The 18,941-nt window shown below is 65.9% G+C and carries 21 protein-coding genes; 8 read left to right on the plus strand and 13 right to left on the minus strand.

Annotation, left to right across the window (positions count from 1 at the left end):
• Position 1: 1 nt before the first annotated feature.
• From N430_RS15975 to flgL, 7 genes are all read left to right on the plus strand, one after another.
• Positions 2 to 757: a flagellar basal body rod protein FlgF gene (locus N430_RS15975; protein WP_110637938.1), complete on the plus strand. Its 756-nt coding sequence runs from the start codon at positions 2 to 4 to the stop codon at positions 755 to 757.
• A 33-nt stretch (positions 758 to 790) separates the two neighbouring features.
• A complete protein-coding gene (gene flgG / locus N430_RS15980; RefSeq protein WP_110637939.1) occupies positions 791 to 1,573 on the plus strand; it encodes a flagellar basal-body rod protein FlgG in 783 nt (260 codons plus the stop codon).
• A gap of 5 nt (positions 1,574 to 1,578) precedes the next feature.
• Positions 1,579 to 2,256 (plus strand): flagellar basal body L-ring protein FlgH, encoded by a 678-nt coding sequence (locus tag N430_RS15985; RefSeq protein ID WP_218278059.1) that lies wholly within the window; start codon positions 1,579 to 1,581, stop codon positions 2,254 to 2,256.
• Positions 2,257 to 2,266: 10 nt separating this feature from the next.
• Positions 2,267 to 3,388, plus strand: a complete 1,122-nt coding sequence (locus N430_RS15990; protein ID WP_110637941.1) for a flagellar basal body P-ring protein FlgI — start codon at positions 2,267 to 2,269, stop codon at positions 3,386 to 3,388.
• Positions 3,388 to 4,287: a flagellar assembly peptidoglycan hydrolase FlgJ gene (gene flgJ, locus N430_RS15995; protein WP_178083390.1), complete on the plus strand. Its 900-nt coding sequence runs from the start codon at positions 3,388 to 3,390 to the stop codon at positions 4,285 to 4,287. Before N430_RS15990 ends, flgJ begins: the two co-directional genes overlap by 1 nt.
• Positions 4,288 to 4,363: 76 nt before the next feature.
• Positions 4,364 to 5,974, plus strand: coding sequence for a flagellar hook-associated protein FlgK (gene flgK, locus N430_RS16000; protein ID WP_110637942.1), 1,611 nt, complete (start codon positions 4,364 to 4,366; stop codon positions 5,972 to 5,974).
• A 23-nt stretch (positions 5,975 to 5,997) separates the two neighbouring features.
• Positions 5,998 to 7,194, plus strand: a complete 1,197-nt coding sequence (gene flgL / locus N430_RS16005; RefSeq protein ID WP_110637943.1) for a flagellar hook-associated protein FlgL — start codon at positions 5,998 to 6,000, stop codon at positions 7,192 to 7,194.
• Positions 7,195 to 7,348: 154 nt separating this feature from the next.
• On the opposite strand, the gene fliR is transcribed toward flgL, so the two are convergent.
• From fliR to fliF, 13 genes are all read right to left on the minus strand, one after another.
• On the minus strand, positions 7,349 to 8,134 hold the full coding sequence (fliR, locus tag N430_RS16010; protein WP_110637944.1) for a flagellar biosynthetic protein FliR: 786 nt from the start codon (positions 8,132 to 8,134) through the stop codon (positions 7,349 to 7,351).
• 6 nt (positions 8,135 to 8,140) lie between these two features.
• The gene (fliQ, locus tag N430_RS16015) at positions 8,141 to 8,410 is read right to left on the minus strand and encodes a flagellar biosynthesis protein FliQ (protein WP_110637945.1); all 270 of its coding nucleotides are present in this window, start codon (positions 8,408 to 8,410) and stop codon (positions 8,141 to 8,143) included.
• A gap of 19 nt (positions 8,411 to 8,429) precedes the next feature.
• Positions 8,430 to 9,179, minus strand: a complete 750-nt coding sequence (fliP, locus tag N430_RS16020) for a flagellar type III secretion system pore protein FliP (RefSeq protein ID WP_256592138.1) — start codon at positions 9,177 to 9,179, stop codon at positions 8,430 to 8,432.
• Complete coding sequence (gene fliO, locus N430_RS16025) at positions 9,176 to 9,592, minus strand: flagellar biosynthetic protein FliO (protein WP_110637946.1); 417 nt, start codon at positions 9,590 to 9,592, stop codon at positions 9,176 to 9,178. The genes fliP and fliO overlap by 4 nt, the downstream gene beginning before the upstream one ends.
• Entirely contained in the window at positions 9,589 to 10,053 is a 465-nt protein-coding gene (fliN, locus tag N430_RS16030) for a flagellar motor switch protein FliN (RefSeq protein ID WP_110637947.1), read from the minus strand. Before fliN ends, fliO begins: the two co-directional genes overlap by 4 nt.
• Positions 10,046 to 11,122, minus strand: a complete 1,077-nt coding sequence (gene fliM / locus N430_RS16035) for a flagellar motor switch protein FliM (protein ID WP_110637948.1) — start codon at positions 11,120 to 11,122, stop codon at positions 10,046 to 10,048. The genes fliN and fliM overlap by 8 nt, the downstream gene beginning before the upstream one ends.
• A gap of 4 nt (positions 11,123 to 11,126) precedes the next feature.
• The gene (locus tag N430_RS16040) at positions 11,127 to 11,588 is read right to left on the minus strand and encodes a flagellar basal body-associated FliL family protein (RefSeq protein WP_110637949.1); all 462 of its coding nucleotides are present in this window, start codon (positions 11,586 to 11,588) and stop codon (positions 11,127 to 11,129) included.
• A gap of 253 nt (positions 11,589 to 11,841) precedes the next feature.
• On the minus strand, positions 11,842 to 13,053 hold the full coding sequence (locus N430_RS16050) for a flagellar hook-length control protein FliK (protein WP_110637951.1): 1,212 nt from the start codon (positions 13,051 to 13,053) through the stop codon (positions 11,842 to 11,844).
• An 8-nt stretch (positions 13,054 to 13,061) separates the two neighbouring features.
• Complete coding sequence (fliJ, locus tag N430_RS16055; RefSeq protein ID WP_110637952.1) at positions 13,062 to 13,511, minus strand: flagellar export protein FliJ; 450 nt, start codon at positions 13,509 to 13,511, stop codon at positions 13,062 to 13,064.
• 12 nt (positions 13,512 to 13,523) lie between these two features.
• Positions 13,524 to 14,906 (minus strand): flagellar protein export ATPase FliI, encoded by a 1,383-nt coding sequence (gene fliI, locus N430_RS16060; RefSeq protein ID WP_110637953.1) that lies wholly within the window; start codon positions 14,904 to 14,906, stop codon positions 13,524 to 13,526.
• A complete protein-coding gene (locus N430_RS16065; protein WP_110637954.1) occupies positions 14,903 to 15,610 on the minus strand; it encodes a flagellar assembly protein FliH in 708 nt (235 codons plus the stop codon). Before N430_RS16065 ends, fliI begins: the two co-directional genes overlap by 4 nt.
• Positions 15,603 to 16,601: a flagellar motor switch protein FliG gene (gene fliG, locus N430_RS16070; protein WP_110637955.1), complete on the minus strand. Its 999-nt coding sequence runs from the start codon at positions 16,599 to 16,601 to the stop codon at positions 15,603 to 15,605. Before fliG ends, N430_RS16065 begins: the two co-directional genes overlap by 8 nt.
• A complete protein-coding gene (fliF, locus tag N430_RS16075; protein ID WP_178083394.1) occupies positions 16,594 to 18,315 on the minus strand; it encodes a flagellar basal-body MS-ring/collar protein FliF in 1,722 nt (573 codons plus the stop codon). Before fliF ends, fliG begins: the two co-directional genes overlap by 8 nt.
• A 249-nt stretch (positions 18,316 to 18,564) precedes the next feature.
• Between fliF and fliE the strand changes: the two genes are divergently transcribed.
• Positions 18,565 to 18,882, plus strand: coding sequence for a flagellar hook-basal body complex protein FliE (gene fliE, locus N430_RS16080; protein WP_110637957.1), 318 nt, complete (start codon positions 18,565 to 18,567; stop codon positions 18,880 to 18,882).
• Positions 18,883 to 18,941 lie beyond the last annotated feature (59 nt).

Genomic DNA, 18,941 nt, shown 5'->3' on the forward strand with positions numbered 1-18,941 from the left:
CATGGACCGGATGCTCTTCACCGCCATGAGCGGGGCCAACCAGGCACTGGAACAGCAGGCGGTGGTGGCCAACAACCTGGCCAACATCGTCACGCCTGGCTTTCGCGCACAGCTGGTGCAGATGGCGTCTTCGCCCGTGGCCGGCGAAGGCCTGCCGACGCGGGTCTCGGTCAGCGCCACCGGCGTGGGTGTGGACTGGTCCGAAGGCCCCATCACCTATACCGACCGCAACCTCGACGTGGCCCTGGGCCAGGACGCCCTGCTGGCGGTGCAGACCGCCAGCGGCGAAGAGGCCTACACCCGGCGTGGCGACCTGCAGGTCGACGGCAACGGCGCCATGACCGTGGCGGGCTTGCCGGTCATCGGTGATGGCGGCCCGATCAGCGTGCCGCTGGGCAGCGAGGTGACGCTGGGCAGTGACGGCACCATCAGCGTGCGCGAGCAGGGCATGGAGCCTCGCGGCCTGAGCCCGGTCGGCAAGCTGAAGCTGGTCTCGGCACCACCGGGCACCGTCGAAGCAGGTGCGGACGGGCTGTTCCGCCAACCCGCCGACGCCAACGGCGTGGTCCAGCCGCTGGCCGCCGACGAAAGCCTGCGGGTAACGCCGGGCGCACTGGAGGGCAGCAACGTCAGCCCCACCGGCGCCATGGTGGCGATGATCGACAACGCCCGCCGCTACGAAATGCAGATGAAAGCCATCAGCGCCGCCGACGAAAACGCCAAGGCCGCCAACGCCCTGCTCGCCCTGCAGGGCTGAGCCGGCACCGTATGAACAATAGGTAACCGATCGATGATCAGATCACTGTGGACGGCCAAGACCGGCCTTGAAGCCCAGCAAGGGCAGCTCGACGTCATCGCCAACAACCTGGCCAACGTCAGCACCAACGGTTTCAAGCGCTCGCGGGCGGTGTTCGAGGATCTCGTCTACCAGAACGTACGCCAGCCAGGCGCCCAGAGCAGCACCGACACCCGCCTGCCTTCGGGTTTGCAGGTCGGTACCGGGGTGCGCCAGGTGGCTACCGAGCGCCTGCACACCCAGGGCAACCTGGAAGAGACCAGCAGCTCCAAGGACCTGGCCATCAACGGCCTGGGTTTCTTCGAGGTGGACATGCCCGACGGCACCACCGCCTATACCCGCGACGGCAGCTTCCAGCTCGATGCCAACGGTGAGATGGTCAACGCCAACGGCTACAAGCTCACCGCCGGCATCACCATCCCGGCCAACGCCACCTCGATCAGCATCAGCAGCGACGGCATCGTCTCGGTGACCCAGCCCAGCAGCAGCGCCTCGACCCAGGTCGGCCAGCTGAACCTGGCGCTGTTCGTCAACAACGCCGGCCTGCAGAGCATTGGCCAGAACCTCTACCAGGAAACCGACGCCTCCGGCGCGCCCACCGAAACCACCCCCGGCCTGAATGGCGGCGGCACGGTGAGCCAGGGCTACGTGGAAACTTCCAACGTCAACGTGGTGGAGGAAATGGTCGGCATGATCCAGACCCAGCGCGCCTATGAAATCAACAGCAAGGCCGTCGAGACCTCCGACGAAATGCTCCAGCGCCTGACCCAGCTCTGATCGCCATGACCCGACCCCGCCCAATGCCGTTTCGCCTGCTGCTGCTGGCCGTTGCCCTGTCGACGGCCGGCTGTGCCGAACTGGTGCGCAAGCCGGTGGTGCCCGACGAGGCCATGGACTTGCCGACCCTGCCCACGCGCCTGGCCAATGGCTCGATCTACCAGGGCCGGCACCTCTCGCAGCCACTGTTCGAGGACCGCCGACCGCGCATGGTCGGCGACACCCTGACCGTGGAACTCAACGAGCAGGTCAGCGCCAGTAAGAACTCGTCCTCCAGCGCCGACCGCAGCGGCAGCCTGGGCCTGTCGTTCGCCACCACCTCCAGCCGCGACTCCCAGGTCGGCAACTATGGCCTGTCGGCCTCGACCGACCATTCGTTTGCCGGCAGCGGCGGTTCGCGGGCCAACAACTCGTTCACCGGCACCATCTCGGTGACGGTGATGGAGGTGTTGGCCAACGGCAACCTGCGGGTACGGGGCGACAAGCAGATCGCGATCAACCAGGGCACCGAGTTCATCCGCTTCTCCGGCGTGGTCAACCCGCGCTCGATCACTGGCGACAACACCGTGTCGTCGAGCCAGGTCTCGCTGGCCCGCATCGAGTACGTCGGCGAAGGCTACATCAACGAGGCGCAGCGCATGGGCTGGGCCCAACGCATCCTTCTCAACCTGTCACCTTTCTAGCGAGTGAACCATGGCTGAGTCCCTCTCCTGCCGCCTGCTGCGCCTGTTGCTCGGCGGCGGCGCCCTGCTGCTGGCCGCGACCAGCCACGCCGAGCAGATCCGCGACATCGCCGACTTCGCCGGCATCCGCAGCAACAACCTGGTCGGCTACGGCCTGGTGGTGGGCCTGGACGGCACCGGCGACCAGACCACCCAGAGCCCGTTCACCGAACAGGGCCTGACCAACATGCTGTCGCAGCTCGGCCTGACCCTGCCGGCCAACGCCAACATGCAGATGCGCAACATCGCCGCGGTGATCGTCACCGCCGACCTGCCGCCTCTGACCCGCCCCGGGCAGCAGATCGACGTAGTCGTCTCCTCCATCGGCAACGCCCATAGCCTGCGCGGTGGTACCTTGCTGATGACCCCGCTCAAGGGCGCCGACGGCGACGTCTACGCCGTGGCCCAGGGCAACCTGCTGGTCGGCGGCGCCGGGGCATCGGCCAACGGCAGCAGCGTGCAGATCAACCAGCTCGCTGGCGGGCGCATCAGCCGTGGCGCGGTGGTGGAGCAGACGGTGCCGCTGAACCTCGGCGGCCAGCACGGCGTGCTCGAGCTGCAGCTGCACGAGCCCGACCCGGCCACCGCCCAGCGCGTGGTGTTCGCCATCAACAGCGAAATGCGCAGCACCGTGGCCTCGGCGGTGGACGGTGGCCTGGTGCAGATCCAGGGGCCGCTGACGGCCAATGAGCGAGTCAACTTCATGGCCCGCATCGACAGCATCGACGTGCTACCGATGCAGGCGCGGCCCAAGGTCATTCTCGATTCACGCACCGGTTCGGTGGTGCTCAATGGTTCGGTGAAGCTGTTCCGTGCCGCCGTGGCCCACGGTGACCTGTCGGTGACCATCGACACCACCAACAGCATCAGCCAGCCGGGCGCCCTGAGCGGCGGCCAGACCGCCGCCACCGCCAACAGCAACATCTCCATCGAAACCCAGGCCCGCGCCCTGCGTGTGCTGGAAGGCAGCGCCGATCTGATGGACGTGGTCAAGGGCCTCAACGCCCTGGGCGCCACGCCCCAGGACCTGATGGTCATCCTCCAGGCGCTCAAGGCCGCTGGCTCGCTGCGCGCCGAGCTGGAGATCATCTGATGAGCATGGCCGACGGTGCAGCGGGCTTCGCCTTTGACGTACAAGGCCTGCAACGGCTGCGCAGCCACGCCGGGCGCGAGGGCGAGGCCGGGCTGAAGGAAGCCGCCAAACAGTTCGAGGCGCTGTTCCTGCAGAACATGCTCAAGAGCATGCGCGAAGCCATTCCCAAGTCACAGATGTCCAGCGATTCGCAGACCGAGCTGTACACCGAAATGCTCGACCAGCAGTGGGCACAGAACTTGGCCGGGCGCGGCATGGGCCTGGCCGAGCAGCTGACCCGCAGCCTGTCCGGCCATGCGCTGGGCAACGGCGGCGGCAACCTGCTCGATCAGGCCGTCGCCAACAGCGATTCGCCGTTCGTCGGCCTGGCCCGGCAAGCACCGGCCTTCGAGGCCTGGAAGCGTTACGAAGTGCGCCCAGGCAATGCCGAGCGCGCCGAACACGTCGAAGATTTCGTCGCGCGCCTGGCCGACCCGGCGCGCCAGGCCGCACGCAGCAGCGGCGTGCCGGCCGAACTGATCCTCGCCCAGGCGGCACTGGAAACCGACTGGGGCCGGCGGCGCATCACCACGGCCAGCGGCGGCGACAGCCACAACCTGTTCGGCATCAAGGCCGGCGCTGGCTGGCAGGGCCAGACTACCGAAGTGCAAACCACCGAATACGTCGCAGGCGTTGCGCAAAAGCAGGTCGAGAGCTTCCGCGTCTACCCCGACGCCCGGGCCGCTTTCGACGATTATGCCCGGCTGATCCGCTCACGCCCGGGCTACGCCGCGGCCCGCAACGCCGCCGACAGCGCCCAGGCAGCCGTGGCCTTGCAGCAAGGCGGCTACGCCACCGACCCGCGTTACGCCGACAAGCTGATCGCCGTCATGGCCACCATCGGACCGTTAAAGCAGTAAAAAACAGCATCGATCGGGGTCAAGATGCCCTGCCCCGGGGCCGATGTTTCGCAACATGTAGCCCAGGAGCTTTTCGATGAGCCTCATCTCCATTGGCGTCAGCGGCCTCACGGCGGCGCAGATCGCCCTTGCCACCAGCAGCAACAACACCACCAACGCCTATACCGATGGCTACACCCGTCAGGTCGCCAATTTCAGCGAAGCGACTTCGGGCAGTGGCGTGCAGGTGTCCAGCGTCAGCCGTGAGTACAACCAGTTCGTCACCACCCAGCTCAATGGCTCGATCAGCGCCGAGAGCGCACTGTCCACCCAGCAGACCGAGGTCGACCAGATCGACAGCCTGCTGGCGGACAGCGATGCCAGCCTGGATGCGCTGCTGCAGAACTTCTTCTCGGCGATCCAGACCCTGACCTCCGACGCCAGCGATACCGCCGCCCGGGAAGAAGTGGTGGGCGCCGCAGAAACGCTGGCCAGCCAGTTCAACCAGCTGGGCAGCTACTTGTCGGCCATGTCCGATGACGTGAACAACCAGATCGACGACCAGGTCAGCCAGATCAACGACCTGAGTTCGCAGATCGCCACACTGAACGACCAGATCAGCCTCTCGCAGACCTTGGGCAGCGCCTCCAACGACCTGCTCGACCAGCGCGACTTGCTGGTGAGCCAGCTCAGCGAGCTGGTGGCGGTGGACGTCAATGTGCAGGACAACGGCAGCTATACCGTCTCGCTGAGCAATGGCATGGCGCTGGTTTCCGGCGGTGACAGCTTCTCGCTGACCACCGAAGCCTCTGCCAGCGACGCCAGCCAATCGGCCATCAGCTACGTCGATGCCGCCGGCAACAGCGTGACCCTGGACAACAGCGTGCTCGACAGCGGCTCGCTCGGCGGCCTGATCGAGTTCCGCGACACCACCCTGGCCGAAACCCAGAACCAGCTTGGCCTGATGGCCGTGTCGCTGACCCAGGCCTTCAACAGCCTGCAGGCCCAAGGCATCGACCTCAACGGCGACACCGGCACGGCGATGTTCTCGGTGGCCGACCCACTGGTGTACGGCAATACCGGCAATACCGGCGATGCCACCCTCAGCGCCACGTTCAGCGACGATGTCAGCGCCCTGACCAGCAGCGACTACACCGTGACCTGGTCCGACAGCGATGGTTTCAGCGTGACCCGCAACGATACCGGCGCCAGCGTCGACGCCAGCTATGACAGCGACAGCGGCACCCTCAGTTTCGCCGGCATGGAGCTGACCATCAGCGGCACCGCCGCAGATGGCGACAGCTTCCTGGTCCAGCCCACGCGCAACGCAGCCAGCAGCTTCACCTCGCTGCTCACTGACGGCGAGCAGATCGCCGCCGGCACTTCCAGCGGCAGCAGCGACAACACCAACGCCCTGGCCATGCTCAACCTGCAGACCAGCGACATCGTCGGCGGCAGCGCCACCCTCAGCGAGACCTACGCCTCGCTGGTCAGCGATGTGGGCAGCACCGCCACCCGTGTGGCGGCGCAACTGCAGACCCAGTCGGCACTCACCGAGCAGCTGACCACCCTGCAGCAGTCGGAATCGGGGGTGAACCTCGACGAAGAGGCGGCCAACCTGATCGTCTACCAGCAGTACTACCAAGCCTGCGCGAAGATCGTCGAGGTAGGCACCACGGTCCTCGACACCATCCTCAACATCGACTGATCGCCCCCCCAGGAGAACCCGCCATGCGCCTGAGCAGTGCGACCATCTACAACCAGAACCTCAATTCCATGCTGTCCCAGCAGGCCGCCTACCAGGAAGCCGCGCTGGAAGTCTCCAGTGGCACCCGTGTGGTCAACCCGTCGGACGACTCCCTGGCCGCCGCGCAGGCAGTGACCGTGCGCCAGTCGATTGCGGCAAACGAGCAATATGCCGATTCGCGCGCGGCGATCACCACTTCGCTGTCCCAGGAAGAAAGCACCCTGGACAGCATCAACGACGCCATCACCAGTGCCATGAGCCTGGTGGTGCAAGCCGGCAACGGCACCCTCAGCGATGCCGACCGCGAGTCCCTGGCCACGTCCCTGCAGGGCATCTACGACACCTTGGTGACCCTGGCCAACAGCACCGACAGCAATGGCAACTACCTGTTCTCCGGTTACCAGAGCCAGACCCCTGCCTTCGCCGAGAATGCCGATGGCGAAATGGTTTACCAGGGTGACGACAACGTGGTCACGCAACAGGTCAGCGCCACCCAGAGCATGGCCAGCGGCGACAACGGCGCGACGATCTTCCTCTCGGTGAGCAGCAGCGCCGGCTTTGTCGCCGAGGCTGGCGACAACACCGGCACACTGACCTTCGCCGGCCCCGACATTGCCGATACCAGCGCGACCAATTACGGCGAGGCCTTCACCCTGACCTTCAGCATCGCCGATGACGGTACTACCCAATACAGCGTCGATGGCCAGGACCCGGTGCCCTACACCGACGGCGACACCCTGGAAATCAACGGCCTGAGCCTGACGCTGAGCGGTACCCCGGCCGAGGGTGACAGCCTGACGGTCAGCGCTGCGGCCGATGCCGAACCGGACGTGTTCGCCACGCTACAGAACCTGATCACCGCCCTGCAGACACCGGTCGAGGACGAGGCCGACCAGGCGGCCCTGAGCAATACCCTGTCAACCTCCAGCCGCGAGCTGAGCAACGCCCAGGACAACGTGCTGACCGTGCTCACCTCGGTGGGGACCCGGCTAAGCCAGGTGGACGTGCTGGACACCATCGGTGATGACCTGGCGCTGAGCTACACCGAGCGGCTTTCCGGGCTGGTGGACGCCGATTACACCGAGTCGATCTCGCGCTATGTGACCCTGCAAGTGTCGATGCAGGCGGCCCAACAGACCTTCGCCAGCGTGCAGCAACTCTCGCTGTTCGAATACATTTAGGTCGGCGAACACCGACCCATGTGGGAGCGGCCTTGTGTCGCGAAAGGGCTGCGCAGCAGCCCCAGCGATTTCGGCTGCGAAGCTGATGACTTTGGGGCCGCTGCGCGGCCCTTTCGCGACACAAGGCCGCTCCCACAGTGATCGCGCAGGTTCCTCAGGCAGGCATGGCTTCGATAAACACCTGCATGAAATGCAGTGCCTGATACAGCAACCCCGCCAGAAACTGTCCCAAATCCCCCACCAGCACCGTCAGCAGCAACATGCCGACGAACAAGGTTGCCGGAAAGCCCACCGAAAACACCGTCAGCTGCGGCGCAACGCGGTTGAGGATGCCCATTGCCAGGTTAATGATCAGCAACGCGCCCACCATCGGCAACGCCAGCAACAACCCGGTCAGGAAAATGCTCCCACCGTGCCGTGCCAGCAAGTTCCAGGCCTGCGGATCGAGACCGAACTGGCCGACCGGCAGCAGGGAAAACGTCGCCGACAGCAACTCCAGCACCATCAGGTGCCCGTCCAGGGCCAGGAACATCAGGATCGTCACCAGGCTGAGAAAACGCGACAGCACCTGGCTGTTGGTGCCGGTATCGGCAGAAAAGAACGACGCGAAGGCCAGCCCCATCTGCATGCCGCAGATTTCCCCGGCCATTTCCACCACCGCCAGGGTGATGCGCATGACCATGCCCAGCGACATGCCAATCAGCACTTGCTCGACGATCACCCCAAGCCCGGCCCAGGAGATCAGCGGCACATCCGGCATCGGTGGCAGGTTGGGCGTGAGCAGCACCGCCAGCAGCAGCGAAAGGCCGACCTTCACCTGACTGGAGACGTTCTTGTGGCCCAGGATCGGGTCGCTCATGAAGAACGCCAGCAACCGGCAGAACGGCCAGAAAAACGCACTCACCCAGAGCTGCAACTGCTCCCAGCCAAACTCGATCAACGCCGTTCAACCCACCAGTTGCGGCAGGCTGGTGAACAGCGCGCGCGTGTAGTCCACCAGCATCTCCATGAGCATGGGCCCGGCGAGGATCAGCACCAGGCACACGCCGGCGATCTTCGGGATGAACGACAGGGTCGATTCGTTGATCTGTGTCGCGGCCTGGAACAGGCTGACCAGCAGGCCGATGCACAAGGTCACCAGCAGCAGCGGTGCGGCCACGGTCATGCTCATGCGCATGCCTTTGTAGGCCAGGTCCATCACCATTTCCGGGGTCATCTTGGCTGTCCTCGCGGGTTCATACCGGGTAGAAACTCTGCGCCAGCGAGCCCAGCAGCAACTGCCAGCCATCCACCAGCACGAACAACATCAGCTTGAAGGGCAACGAGATGGTCGACGGCGGCACCATCATCATCCCCAGCGCCATCAGCACACTGGCCACCAGCAGATCGATGATCAGGAACGGGATGAAGATGGTGAAACCGGCCTGGAAAGCAGTTTTCAGTTCGCTGGTGACGAAGGCCGGCAGCAGCACGCGCATGGGCACGTCTTCCGGGCCCTGCAGGCTGTCGATACGCGCCAGGCGGGCATACAGCGCCAGGTCGGTCTGGCGGGTCTGCGCCAGCATGAAGGTGCGAAACGGCTGGCTACCTTGGTCAAGAAACTGCTCGACGCCGATCTGGTCCTGGGAGAACGGCACCCAGGCCTTCTGATAGGCCTGCTCCAGGGTCGGCGACATGACGAAGAAAGTCAGGAACAGCGCCAGGCCCAGCAGCACTTGGTTAGGTGGTGCGCTGGTGGTGCCGATCGCGGTGCGCAACAGGCCGAGCACGATGATGATGCGGGTGAAGCCGGTCATCATCAGCAACACCGCTGGCAGGAACGCCATGGCGCTGAGCAGCAGCAAGGTCTGCAGGCTCAGCGACCACTGCTCGCCCCCGGCCTGCCCGGTGAACCCGGCCAATCCCTGCAGGGCCGGCGCCGCCTCGGCGGCCGGCAGCAGTGCCAGCATCAGCAGCGGCACCCAGATCATCCGCCCGGCGCTCATGGGCGCGGCTCCGGGTCGCGCTGCCCACCCTGCTTGAGCGCCTCGACCAGACGCAAGGCAAAGCCTCGCCCGGGCGCCTCGGCTTCGACTTGCGGCGCGGCCGACGGGGCTTCCAGGTCGCACAGGCAGCTCACCTGCTGGGCCGTGACGCCCAGCACCAGCCGGCGCCCCTGTACGTCCACCACCACCACTTTCTCGCGTTGCCCCACGCGGGTGCTGGCCACCACCTGCACCACCTTGGCCGAGGATGACGGCCGCGCACCGAAGCGCGCCACCAGCCAGCCGCACAGCAGCACGCAAGCCACCACCACACCCAAGGCCAGCGCCGTCTTGCCCAGCAGGCTCAGCCCGACCAGGTCGTCCGCTGGCACGCCGATGCTGGCGGGCACGGCCAGCGCATTGGTGGTGCTCATCGGTTGAGCTTCTGCACGCGCTCGGACGGCGTGATGATTTCGGTGATGCGGATGCCGTAGCGGTCATCCACCACCACCACTTCGCCCTGGGCGACCAGGTAGCTGTTGATCAGGATGTCCATCGGCTCGCCCGCCAGGCCATCGAGGGCCAGTACCGAACCCTGGGCCAGCTCCAGCAGCTGCTTGATGGTGATCCGCGTGCGCCCCAGCTCCACGCTGAGCTTCACCGGGATGTCCATGATCATTTCCAGCTCGCGCGGCGACGCCAGCGCCTGGGCCGCGCCCAACGGCTTGAACACCGCGCCCGGCGCCGGGCTGGCCGCAGCGGCCTGCTCGGCGTCGCCCTGCTCGGCCAGGGCTGCGGCCCAGGGGTCGTCAGCCTCGTCGGCCGCACCCTGCTCGGCCAGGGCGCTGGCCCACTCGTCGTCTTCGCGCGGTTCGGGGGTGTTCGGGTCACTCATGATCGGATTCCTTGGCTTTGGGCAGGTGGCCCTTGACGAATCGGCTGGAAGAAGAAGGCTTGCCGATGGAGTGATCGATCAACTCCTTCACCAGCAAAGCACGGGCGCCGTTGTAGCTGCCGTACTCGCAGGTCATCACCGGCACCCCGTCGACACGCACCTTGACGCTGTCGGGCAGTTCGATGGGCAGCACGTCACCAACCTTCAGCGCCATGACCTGGCCCAGGCGCGACTCGACCTCGACGAAGTCGGCGATCAGGTCGACCTGCGACTGGGTGATCTCGTCGGCCATGCGCCGGTTCCACTGGCGCTCTTCCTCGGGGTTGACGTCGGTCAGCGGGCCGCTGAGCAGCTGGCGCATGGGCTCGATCATCAGGTAGGGAATGACGATGTTGAAGTCGCTGGAGAGGTTGCCGACCTCCAGGTGGAAGGTGGCATTGACCACGATCTCGTTGGGAGAACCGGTGATATTGGCGAACTTGGCCTGCATTTCCGAGCGCAGGTACTCGATCTCCAGCGGGTAGACCGACTTCCAGGCATCGCGGTAGGCGTCCACCGCCAGCCCCATCAGGCGGCGGATGATGCGTTGCTCGGTGCTGGTGAACTCGCGACCCTCGGACTTGGTCACGAAACGCCCATCGCCGCCGAACAGGTTGTCCACCACCATGAACACCACGCTGGGCGGGAACACCACCAGGGCTGTGCCTCGCAGCGGTTTCATCGCCAGCAGGTTGATGTTCGAAGGCATCGGCAGGTGCAGCGAAAAGTCACTGAAGCTCTGGTAGCCGATGTTCTTGAAGGTGATGTCCACGTTGCGCCGGATCAGGTTGAACAGGCTCATGCGGAAATGCCGGGCAAAGCGGCCGTTGATGATATCCAGGGTATGCAGGCGCTCCTGGATGACACGGTGCTGGGTCGCGGGGTCATAGGGGCGTACCCGCTCGTGCGGCGCCAAGTCGTCGGGGAAGTCGAAACCGGCCTCGTCAGCGAACTCGGACGTGTCCAGGTCGTCACCGCCGCGCAGCAGCATGTCGATCTCTTCTTGAGAGAGCATGTCGTTGGTGGACATGGGCTTACTGCACGATGAAATCGGTATAGAGCACGCCGATCAACGCCAGGTCTGGCTGCTCGGTGCCCAGGGTATTTCGCAGCAGCGCGAGAATGCTCGCCGCCAGCGCGTCCTTGCCCGCCGGGGTGGCCAGCTCGCTGCTGTCCTGCCCGCTCAGCGCAGTCAGCAGCTGGCTGCGGATCTTCGGCATGTAGAGTTCGAGCAGCTTGCGCGTGGCTTCGTTGCCGACTTCCAGGTTGAAGCCCACGTAAAGCATGCTCGCTTCGTCATGCGCGCTGCGCAGGTTCACGGTCATCGGCGCGACGCTGACCAGCAGCGGGGCCTGCGGGGCCTTGAAGGTCGCGTGCGCCTGCTGGGCATTGGCCCGTTCGCGCATCACGTAGGCGTACACCCCCGCGGAACTGGCCGCCGCGGCAACCAGGGCAATGGGAATGAACCAGAGCCAGATTTTCTTGGAGGTGGGCATGGGCAGCGGCCTTGGAGAAGCGGTTCGAAAGGGCGCAAGTATGAACAGCCGGAGGAAGCAGCTAAGGCGGGATTAGCGAGGGTTAAGCGCCTCAACTTGTGGCTTTGCGTACTCCCGGCTCTTGTGGGAGCGGCCTTGTGTCGCGAAAGGGCTGCAGAGCGGCCCCAAGATTTCAGCAGCGCAGCAAATATCGCCGGGGCTGCTGCGCAGCCCTTTCGCGACACAAGGCCGCTCCCACAACGACCGCACCAGATCAGAGGTAAAGGTCGACCCCTGCGCCGGAGGTAGCGACCTGCTGCACCTGAACCGGCTTCTCCACCTGCACCACCCGCTGCTCCCGCGCCTCACCACCCGGCGACTCTCGCCGTGGCTGCTCGCCCATGGCCTGGCGCGAGGCCCCGTCATTGACCGACGCCTCGCCCAAAGTCAGGCCCTGCGAAGCCAGTGCACTCTGCAGCTGCGGCAACGCCTGCTCCACCGCCGCACGCACCGCGGCGTGGGCCGACTGGAATTGCGCCTGCACACCGCTGTCGCTGACGTTCAGGCTGATCGATAACGGCCCGAGATCGGCCGGGTGCAGTTGCATGTCCACCTGGCGATCACCGCGCCGGACCATGCCCAGCAACTGCTGGCCCAGATCGGACTGCCACTCGTCACTGCCCACGGTCGACGCAATCACCGGCGGCGTGGCGTCGTTGCCATTGTCGAGCACCGTCAGCGCCGACGCGTTGGGCAGCGCCGCAAGATCCCAGTCCGACGTCAGCGAGAACTGCCCGTCGCTTTTCCGAATAACGCCATCCTCGGGCTGCACTTCGGTCGCCACTGCCGCTTCTATCGCGTTATCCACAGGCAGGTAGGTATCAGTGGCCGTCTCAAGCGAATCACCGGCACCGCGCTCAACCTCAGGCTCCGGGCTCGCCCCCGCCGGCTGCGCCCAGGCCACGGGGGGCGTCACGACGAGCGCGCCGGAAGCCATCAGCCCCGCCGTGTCGATCAGTTCAAGGCGCTGGCGGATAGCCTCCAATGAATCGGCGCCCTGCTCTGTCTCGTCGTCTATCGCCAGATCATCGCCCGGCACCTCGTCGCCTGCTTGCAGCGCCACGAGGGCTGGCGCTGCCACGTCAGCGTCGACAGGCAGCGCCTCGGTCACCTCTGCAGGCGGCGGTGGTTGAGACGCCTGTTCGGGCTCAGGCTCAGGCACAGCCGGTATCGGCTCACTGGCGACCTCAGGAATTTCCGGTTGCGCCAACAGTGGCTGCTCCTGCACCACCGGTGCGGGGCTTTCGGCCACCTCGACGCTCGGGGCCGGCGTAACTTCAACAGGTACGACCGGCTCACTGTCGGCACTTTGCACCTGCTGCAAGACCGCATCGAAGGGTGTCGCCTCGCCAGCAATGGCGCTGTCGTCTGGTGCCGCCTGTGCGGCAACCGGTGCCGCAGGCGAAACAGCGGTGATGATATCCACGGGAAACCTCAGAATCCGATGTCGATGGAAGAACGGGCGCGCCCGGCCAGTTCGTCGGTACGCCGCTGTTCGGCACGCCCGGCCAGCAGGCGCTGTTCTTCAACACGCCGTGCCAACAAGGTTTCCAGGGCATTGACCTTGCGCCATTGCTGCCGCCAGTTGTCCTGGTGCTGCTGCAATTGCACACGGTGCTTGGCCAAGCCCGCTTCGGCCCGCTCGATCGCGCCTTCCAGCGACTTCAGGAAGCCTCGGTAGTTGGCCAGGGTGGACGGGGTCATGCCGTCGCCGATCAGCTCGCGCTGCAGGTTCTGGCGATACTCGCGCTGGTACTGGTCCAGCAGGCGCAACTGCTCGCGCATCTGCTGCTCGGCCCGGCGGCTCTGGGCCAGGGCGTTGGCCGCAGCCTCGCGAGCGCGGTCGGTGAGTTCGATCAGGAGCTGGAGTGATTCATGGGCCATGGCTGCTTACCGTCATTTGCCAGGGAACAGCAGGTTGAGCCCGGCCAGGGTGTCCTGCAGCGAACTGCGCTCGTGGGTCTGCTGCTGCAAGAAGCGTTCGATGTGCGGGTACAAGGTCACCGCCCGATCGAGCTGGGCATCGTGCCCTGGCGCATAGGCACCGACACTGATCAGGTCGCGGTTGCGCTGGTAGCGCGACAAGGCCTGCTTGAGCTTCTGCGCCTTGCGCTGCTGCGACTCGCTGACAATCGCGCTCATTGCCCGGCTGATCGACGCTTCGATGTCGATCGCCGGGTAATGGCCGCTTTCGGCCAATTTGCGCGACAGCACGAAGTGGCCATCGAGGATCGCTCGCGCCGAATCGGCAATCGGGTCCTGCTGGTCGTCACCCTCGCTGAGCACGGTATAGAACGCGGTGATCGAGCCGCCGCCACGGGGCCCGTTGCCGGCGCGCTCGACCAGTTTGGGCAGCTTGGCGAACACCGACGGCGGATAGCCCTTGGTCGCCGGTGGCTCGCCAAGGGCCAGGGCGATCTCGCGCTGGGCCATGGCGTAGCGGGTGAGCGAATCCATGATCAGCAGCACATCCTTGCCCTGGTCACGGAAGTCCTCGGCCAGGCGCGTCGCATACAGCGCACCCTGCAAACGCTGCAAGGGCGAGGCATCGGCCGGGGCGGCCACCACCACCGAACGGCGCAATCCCTCTTCGCCGAGAATGTTGTCGATGAAGTCCTGCACTTCACGGCCCCGCTCGCCGATCAGGCCGACCACCACCACATCGGCCTGGGTGTAGCGGGCCATCATGCCCAGCAACACCGACTTGCCCACCCCGGAGCCAGCGAACAGGCCCAGGCGCTGCCCCTTGCCGACACTCAGCAGGGCATTGATGGCACGAATGCCGACGTCGATCTGCCGCTCGATCGGTGCCCTTTGCAGCGGGTTGATCGGCTGGCCATGCAGGCTGGAACGATGGGTTGCCAGCACCGCGCCTTTGCCATCGAAAGGGTTGCCGCCGCTGTCCAGCACGCGCCCGAGCAAGCCCATGCCCAGCGGCACCGGGCGCACGCCGTCGCTGGCACCCGGCTCGTCGGCCAGGGCGAAGAACCGGGCCCCAGCCTGCAAACCGTGGATTTCTTCGAGGGGCATCAGGTACAGCAGCTCGCCAGCGAAGCCGATCACCTCGGCCTCGGCGTACACGGCAGGGCCAGCCGGCCCGGCGGCGACCAGCTCGATACGGCAGCCCGCGCCCAGCGGCAGGCGTAGGCCGACTGCTTCCAGAACGATCCCGGTCGCACGGGTGATACGGCCGCTGCGGCGATAGCCCGGCACCGCCGCTGGGCCCGCAACCAGGGCCTCGAGCCCTCGCCCCCAGCGCTGCAGATGCGGGTTGCTCATGCCGAGCCTTCCCCCGCTGCGGCCGCCACTTCGAGCAACCATTGGCCATTGCGTTCGAACAGGTCCTGACGGACCTGCCGCGTGGCGTCCAGTTCGCCCGCCGCGCTCAGCAGGCGGCAACCGCCCGGCAGGATCTGCGGGTCGGCCTGCAGGCTCCAGCCCGCTGCGGCAAGCTCGTCACCCAGGCAGCCCTGTACCCACGGCAAGTCATCGGCGCTCAGGTGCAGTGCAGGCTTGCCAGCCAGCGCGGGTTCGCAGGCCAGCATCTGACGCACCAAGGCCTCGACCTGCTCGGGCTGCACGGCCATCACCTGACCAGCCAGCCGAGCAGCAAGGTCGATGGCCACTCGCCCCAACTGCCCGGCGACCAGGCCGTCAACTTCGCGAAGCGCGGCATCGAAGCTCTGGCACAGGGCGCGCAAGGGCGCCAGGGTTTGCTGCAACTGCTGGCGCAACTCTTCGGCAGCCGTTTCGCGTCCTTCTGCCAAACCTTGGGCATAACCCTGCTCCTTGCCTTCGGCGTGGCCCTGTTGCAGCGCCTCGGCCCGGGTTTGCTCACGCAGGCGTTGCAGCTCCAGACGCTGCTCGAACGCTCGCTTGCGCGCCAGCTCGCGGCGCGCAGCACCGGCTTGCACCGCAGCGGACTCATTGCTGCCCAGGGGTTCCATGCTCCAGGGCTGCCAGGTTGCCTGGGCATCAGACATACGCGTCGTCGCCTCGTGCAGTCACCATGTCGCCGGTTTCGGACAGGCGCCGAACCACCTGCAGGATCGACTTCTGCTCGCTCTCGATCTGCGACATGCGAATCGGCCCGCGGGCTTCCATGTCCTCGCGGAACAGGGTCGCGGCACGCTGCGACATGTTGCGCATGAAGCGGTCGAGCAACGGCGCCGACGCACCTTTGAGGGCGATGGACAGCGAGTTGCTGTCGATGTTCTGCAGCAGCGTCTGGATGCTGCGGTCGTCGACCTCGGCGAGGTTCTCGAACAGGAACATCTCGTCGAGAGTCTTCTGCGCCAGGTCGGCGTTGTAGTTGCGCAGGTTCTCGATGGCCGAGGCCTCCTGGCTGGAGGCCATGAGGTTGAGGATCTCCGCCGCCGCCTTGACCCCGCCCATCTTGCTGCGCTTGAGGCTCTGGCCGTCGAGCATGCCGCCGAGCACTTCGGTGAGTTCGTGCAGTGCCACCGGTTGCACGCCACTGAAGGTGGCGATGCGCAGGATGATGTCGTTGCGCAGGCGCTCCGTCAGCAACTGCAGGATGGCCGAGGCCTGATTGCGTTCCAGGTGCACGAGGATGGTGGCGACGATCTGCGGGTGCTCGTCGCGGATCATCTCCGCCACCATCTGCGCTTCCATCAGGTTGAGCTTGTCGATGCCGGAAACGGTATTGCTGGTTTCCAGGATGTCGTCGATCAGGCTGGCCGCCCGCTCGGTGCCCAGCGCCTTGGTCAGCACCGCACGGATATGGTCGCTGCTCTGGATGTTGATGGCCGCGTACTGCTCGGTCTCGTCCATGAAGTCGGCCAGCACTTGGCGCATCTCGTCGTGGGACACCTGGCTCAGCCCGGCCATTTCGCGGCTGATGTCTTCCACCTCCTGCCCAGGCAGGAACTTGAAGACTTCCGCGGCACTGTCGGCATCCAGCGACAGCAGGAGGATGGCGCTGCGGCGTGCGCCCGTGAGCTTGTTAGTCATTTTTTTTCATCCAGCCCCGCACGATCATCGCGACCAGGCGCGGGTCATCGGTGGCCAGCCGTTTCAGGCTTTCCATGTTCTGTTCGTAGAGCGCCGACTTGCGTGGCAGGGCCGGGCGCGCCGGGCCGTCGATCAGGGCGTCAGCTGCCGTGCTGGCAGGCGTCAGCTCCATGTCAGCCTCGCCCAGCTCCATCAGGCCACGCTGCCCGGATGCTGCGGCGCGGCGCTGCATCGGCTTGAGCACCCGCTGCCAGAGCACGAAGGCAACGATGGCCACCAGCAGGTAGCGCAGCAGGCCCATGCCCAGGTTGTAGGCCTCGGGCGTGCGCCACCAAGGCAGTTCACCCAGTTGCGTCTGCTCGTCGACGAAGGGGCTGTTGAGCACCTGCAAGGTGTCGCCACGGCTTTCGGTGTAACCCATGGCCTGGCGCACCAGGTCATTGATGCCGGCCAGCTCTTCCTTGCTCAGAGGCTCGCTGCTGGGCGCACCGTCCTTCATGACCGTGCGGTAGTTGACCACCACGGCCACGGCCAGGCGCTGGATATTGCCCAGGCTCGACTTGACGTGCTCGACATCACGGTCGACCTCGTAATTGACCATGTGCTCGGTCTGCAGCGATTTGCCAGGCTCGGCAGTGCTGCTTGCAGCGGCAGTACTGGCGGTGTTGGTTGCGCTGCCAGGCGCTGGCGTGGGGGCGGTGGCGCGGGTTGGCGGCGGGGTGTTGGGCGGCGAGTTGGTCAGTGCCCCCGGCACGCCGCGTCCGGCATCGCTGCCTTGCAACATGCGTTCAGAGGTCTGCTGGCTGCGCACCGCCGCAGCGTTCGCGTCCTGGTTCGGTGCATAGCGCTCGGCCGTGCTCTCGCGGGTCGAGAAGTCCATCTGCGCGACCACCCGGGCATGCACGTTGCGGCTGCCCAGCAGCGGCGCGAGGATTTCTTCGATACGCCGCTGATAGGTGCCCTCGACCTCGCTGACGTACTCCAGCTTGGTATCGTCGAGCCCGTCGGCGGCATGGCTGCGCGACAGCAGGCGGCCGTTCTGGTCGACCACGGTGACCCCGTCCACCGCCAGTTCCGGCACGCTGGAGGTCACCAGGTGAATGATCGCACTGACCTGGCCCTGGCCCAGCTCGCGGCCGGGCTGCAACGCCAGGGTGACCGAGGCCCGCGCCGCCTCACGATCACGGGCGAAAACCGAGTCCTTGGCCATCACCAGGTGCACGCGGGCGTGGGCCACCGGCCCGAGGGATTCGATGGTGCGCGCCAGCTCGCCTTCCAGGCCGCGTTGGTAATTGAGGTGCTCGGCAAACTGGCTGATGCCGAAAGCCTGCTTGTCGAGCAGTTCGAAGCCAATGCTGCCGCCTTTGGGCAGGCCCTGTTCGGCCAGCTGCAGGCGCAGAGCGTTCATCCGGTCGGCGGGCACCAGGATGGTGTGGCCGCCTTCGCCCAGCCGATAGGGCACGTTGCGCTTGTCCAGCTCACCAATGACCTGGCCACCGTCGGCCTCGCTCAGGTTGGAGAACAACACCCGGTAATCCGGCTCCCTCGCCCACAGCAGCAGTGCTACCAGCACCGCCACCGCAGCGGCACCCGCGAGCAGCAAGGGCAGCATCGGCCGGCCACGCAGCAGCGCCGTGAGCGCATCCAGCGAAGGCACGGGGGTGGCAATCGGCAGGTTCTTTTTCGTGCCCTTGGCCTGGGCAGCAGTAGTCACGAACACCTCGAAGCTGGGGTTCTGGCCGGATGAAGGGGCATTACAGAGTCCGCTGGCAATGGTAATCGGCCCGCGACCCGCCGGCCGGAAGGCGCGCAGGCCCTGGCGGGATTGGCTCAGCGTCATTGTCGCGAAGCAGGCAGGCGGCAAAGGGTGGAAAAGCCCGCTGTTTTGCAGCCAATTGGGCAGATCCGCAGTGCCGGGGCCTTGTTAATCTGCGCGCATTCGCCAGCCACGAGCCCCATCGCCATGACCACCCAAGCCCTTGCCGATGCCTTGCAACAATTGAGCAGCCTCGCCGAGCAAGCCGAGGGGGTGACGGCAAGTCGCCCTGACCAGGCGGTGGGCAGCTTCGCCGGTGAGCTGGAGGCTTCGCTGCAACGTATCAACCGCCTGCAACAGACCGCCAGCAGCCAGGCCAATGCGTTCCAGGCCGGCAGCAGCGAGGTGTCGCTGAGCGATGTCATGGCCGACTCGCAGAAGGCCAGCGTCGCCTTCCAGATGGGCGTGCAGGTGCGCAATCGCCTGCTCACGGCCTACAAGGACGTCATGGCCATGCAGGTTTGAGAACACCGTCACAGATTTATCGGGCCAGCGCCTAAAGACGCAGTAACCGCATGCCGATG

This window comes from Pseudomonas sp. CC120222-01a (assembly GCF_003097235.1).
In the GTDB taxonomy this organism is placed as follows: domain Bacteria; phylum Pseudomonadota; class Gammaproteobacteria; order Pseudomonadales; family Pseudomonadaceae; genus Aquipseudomonas.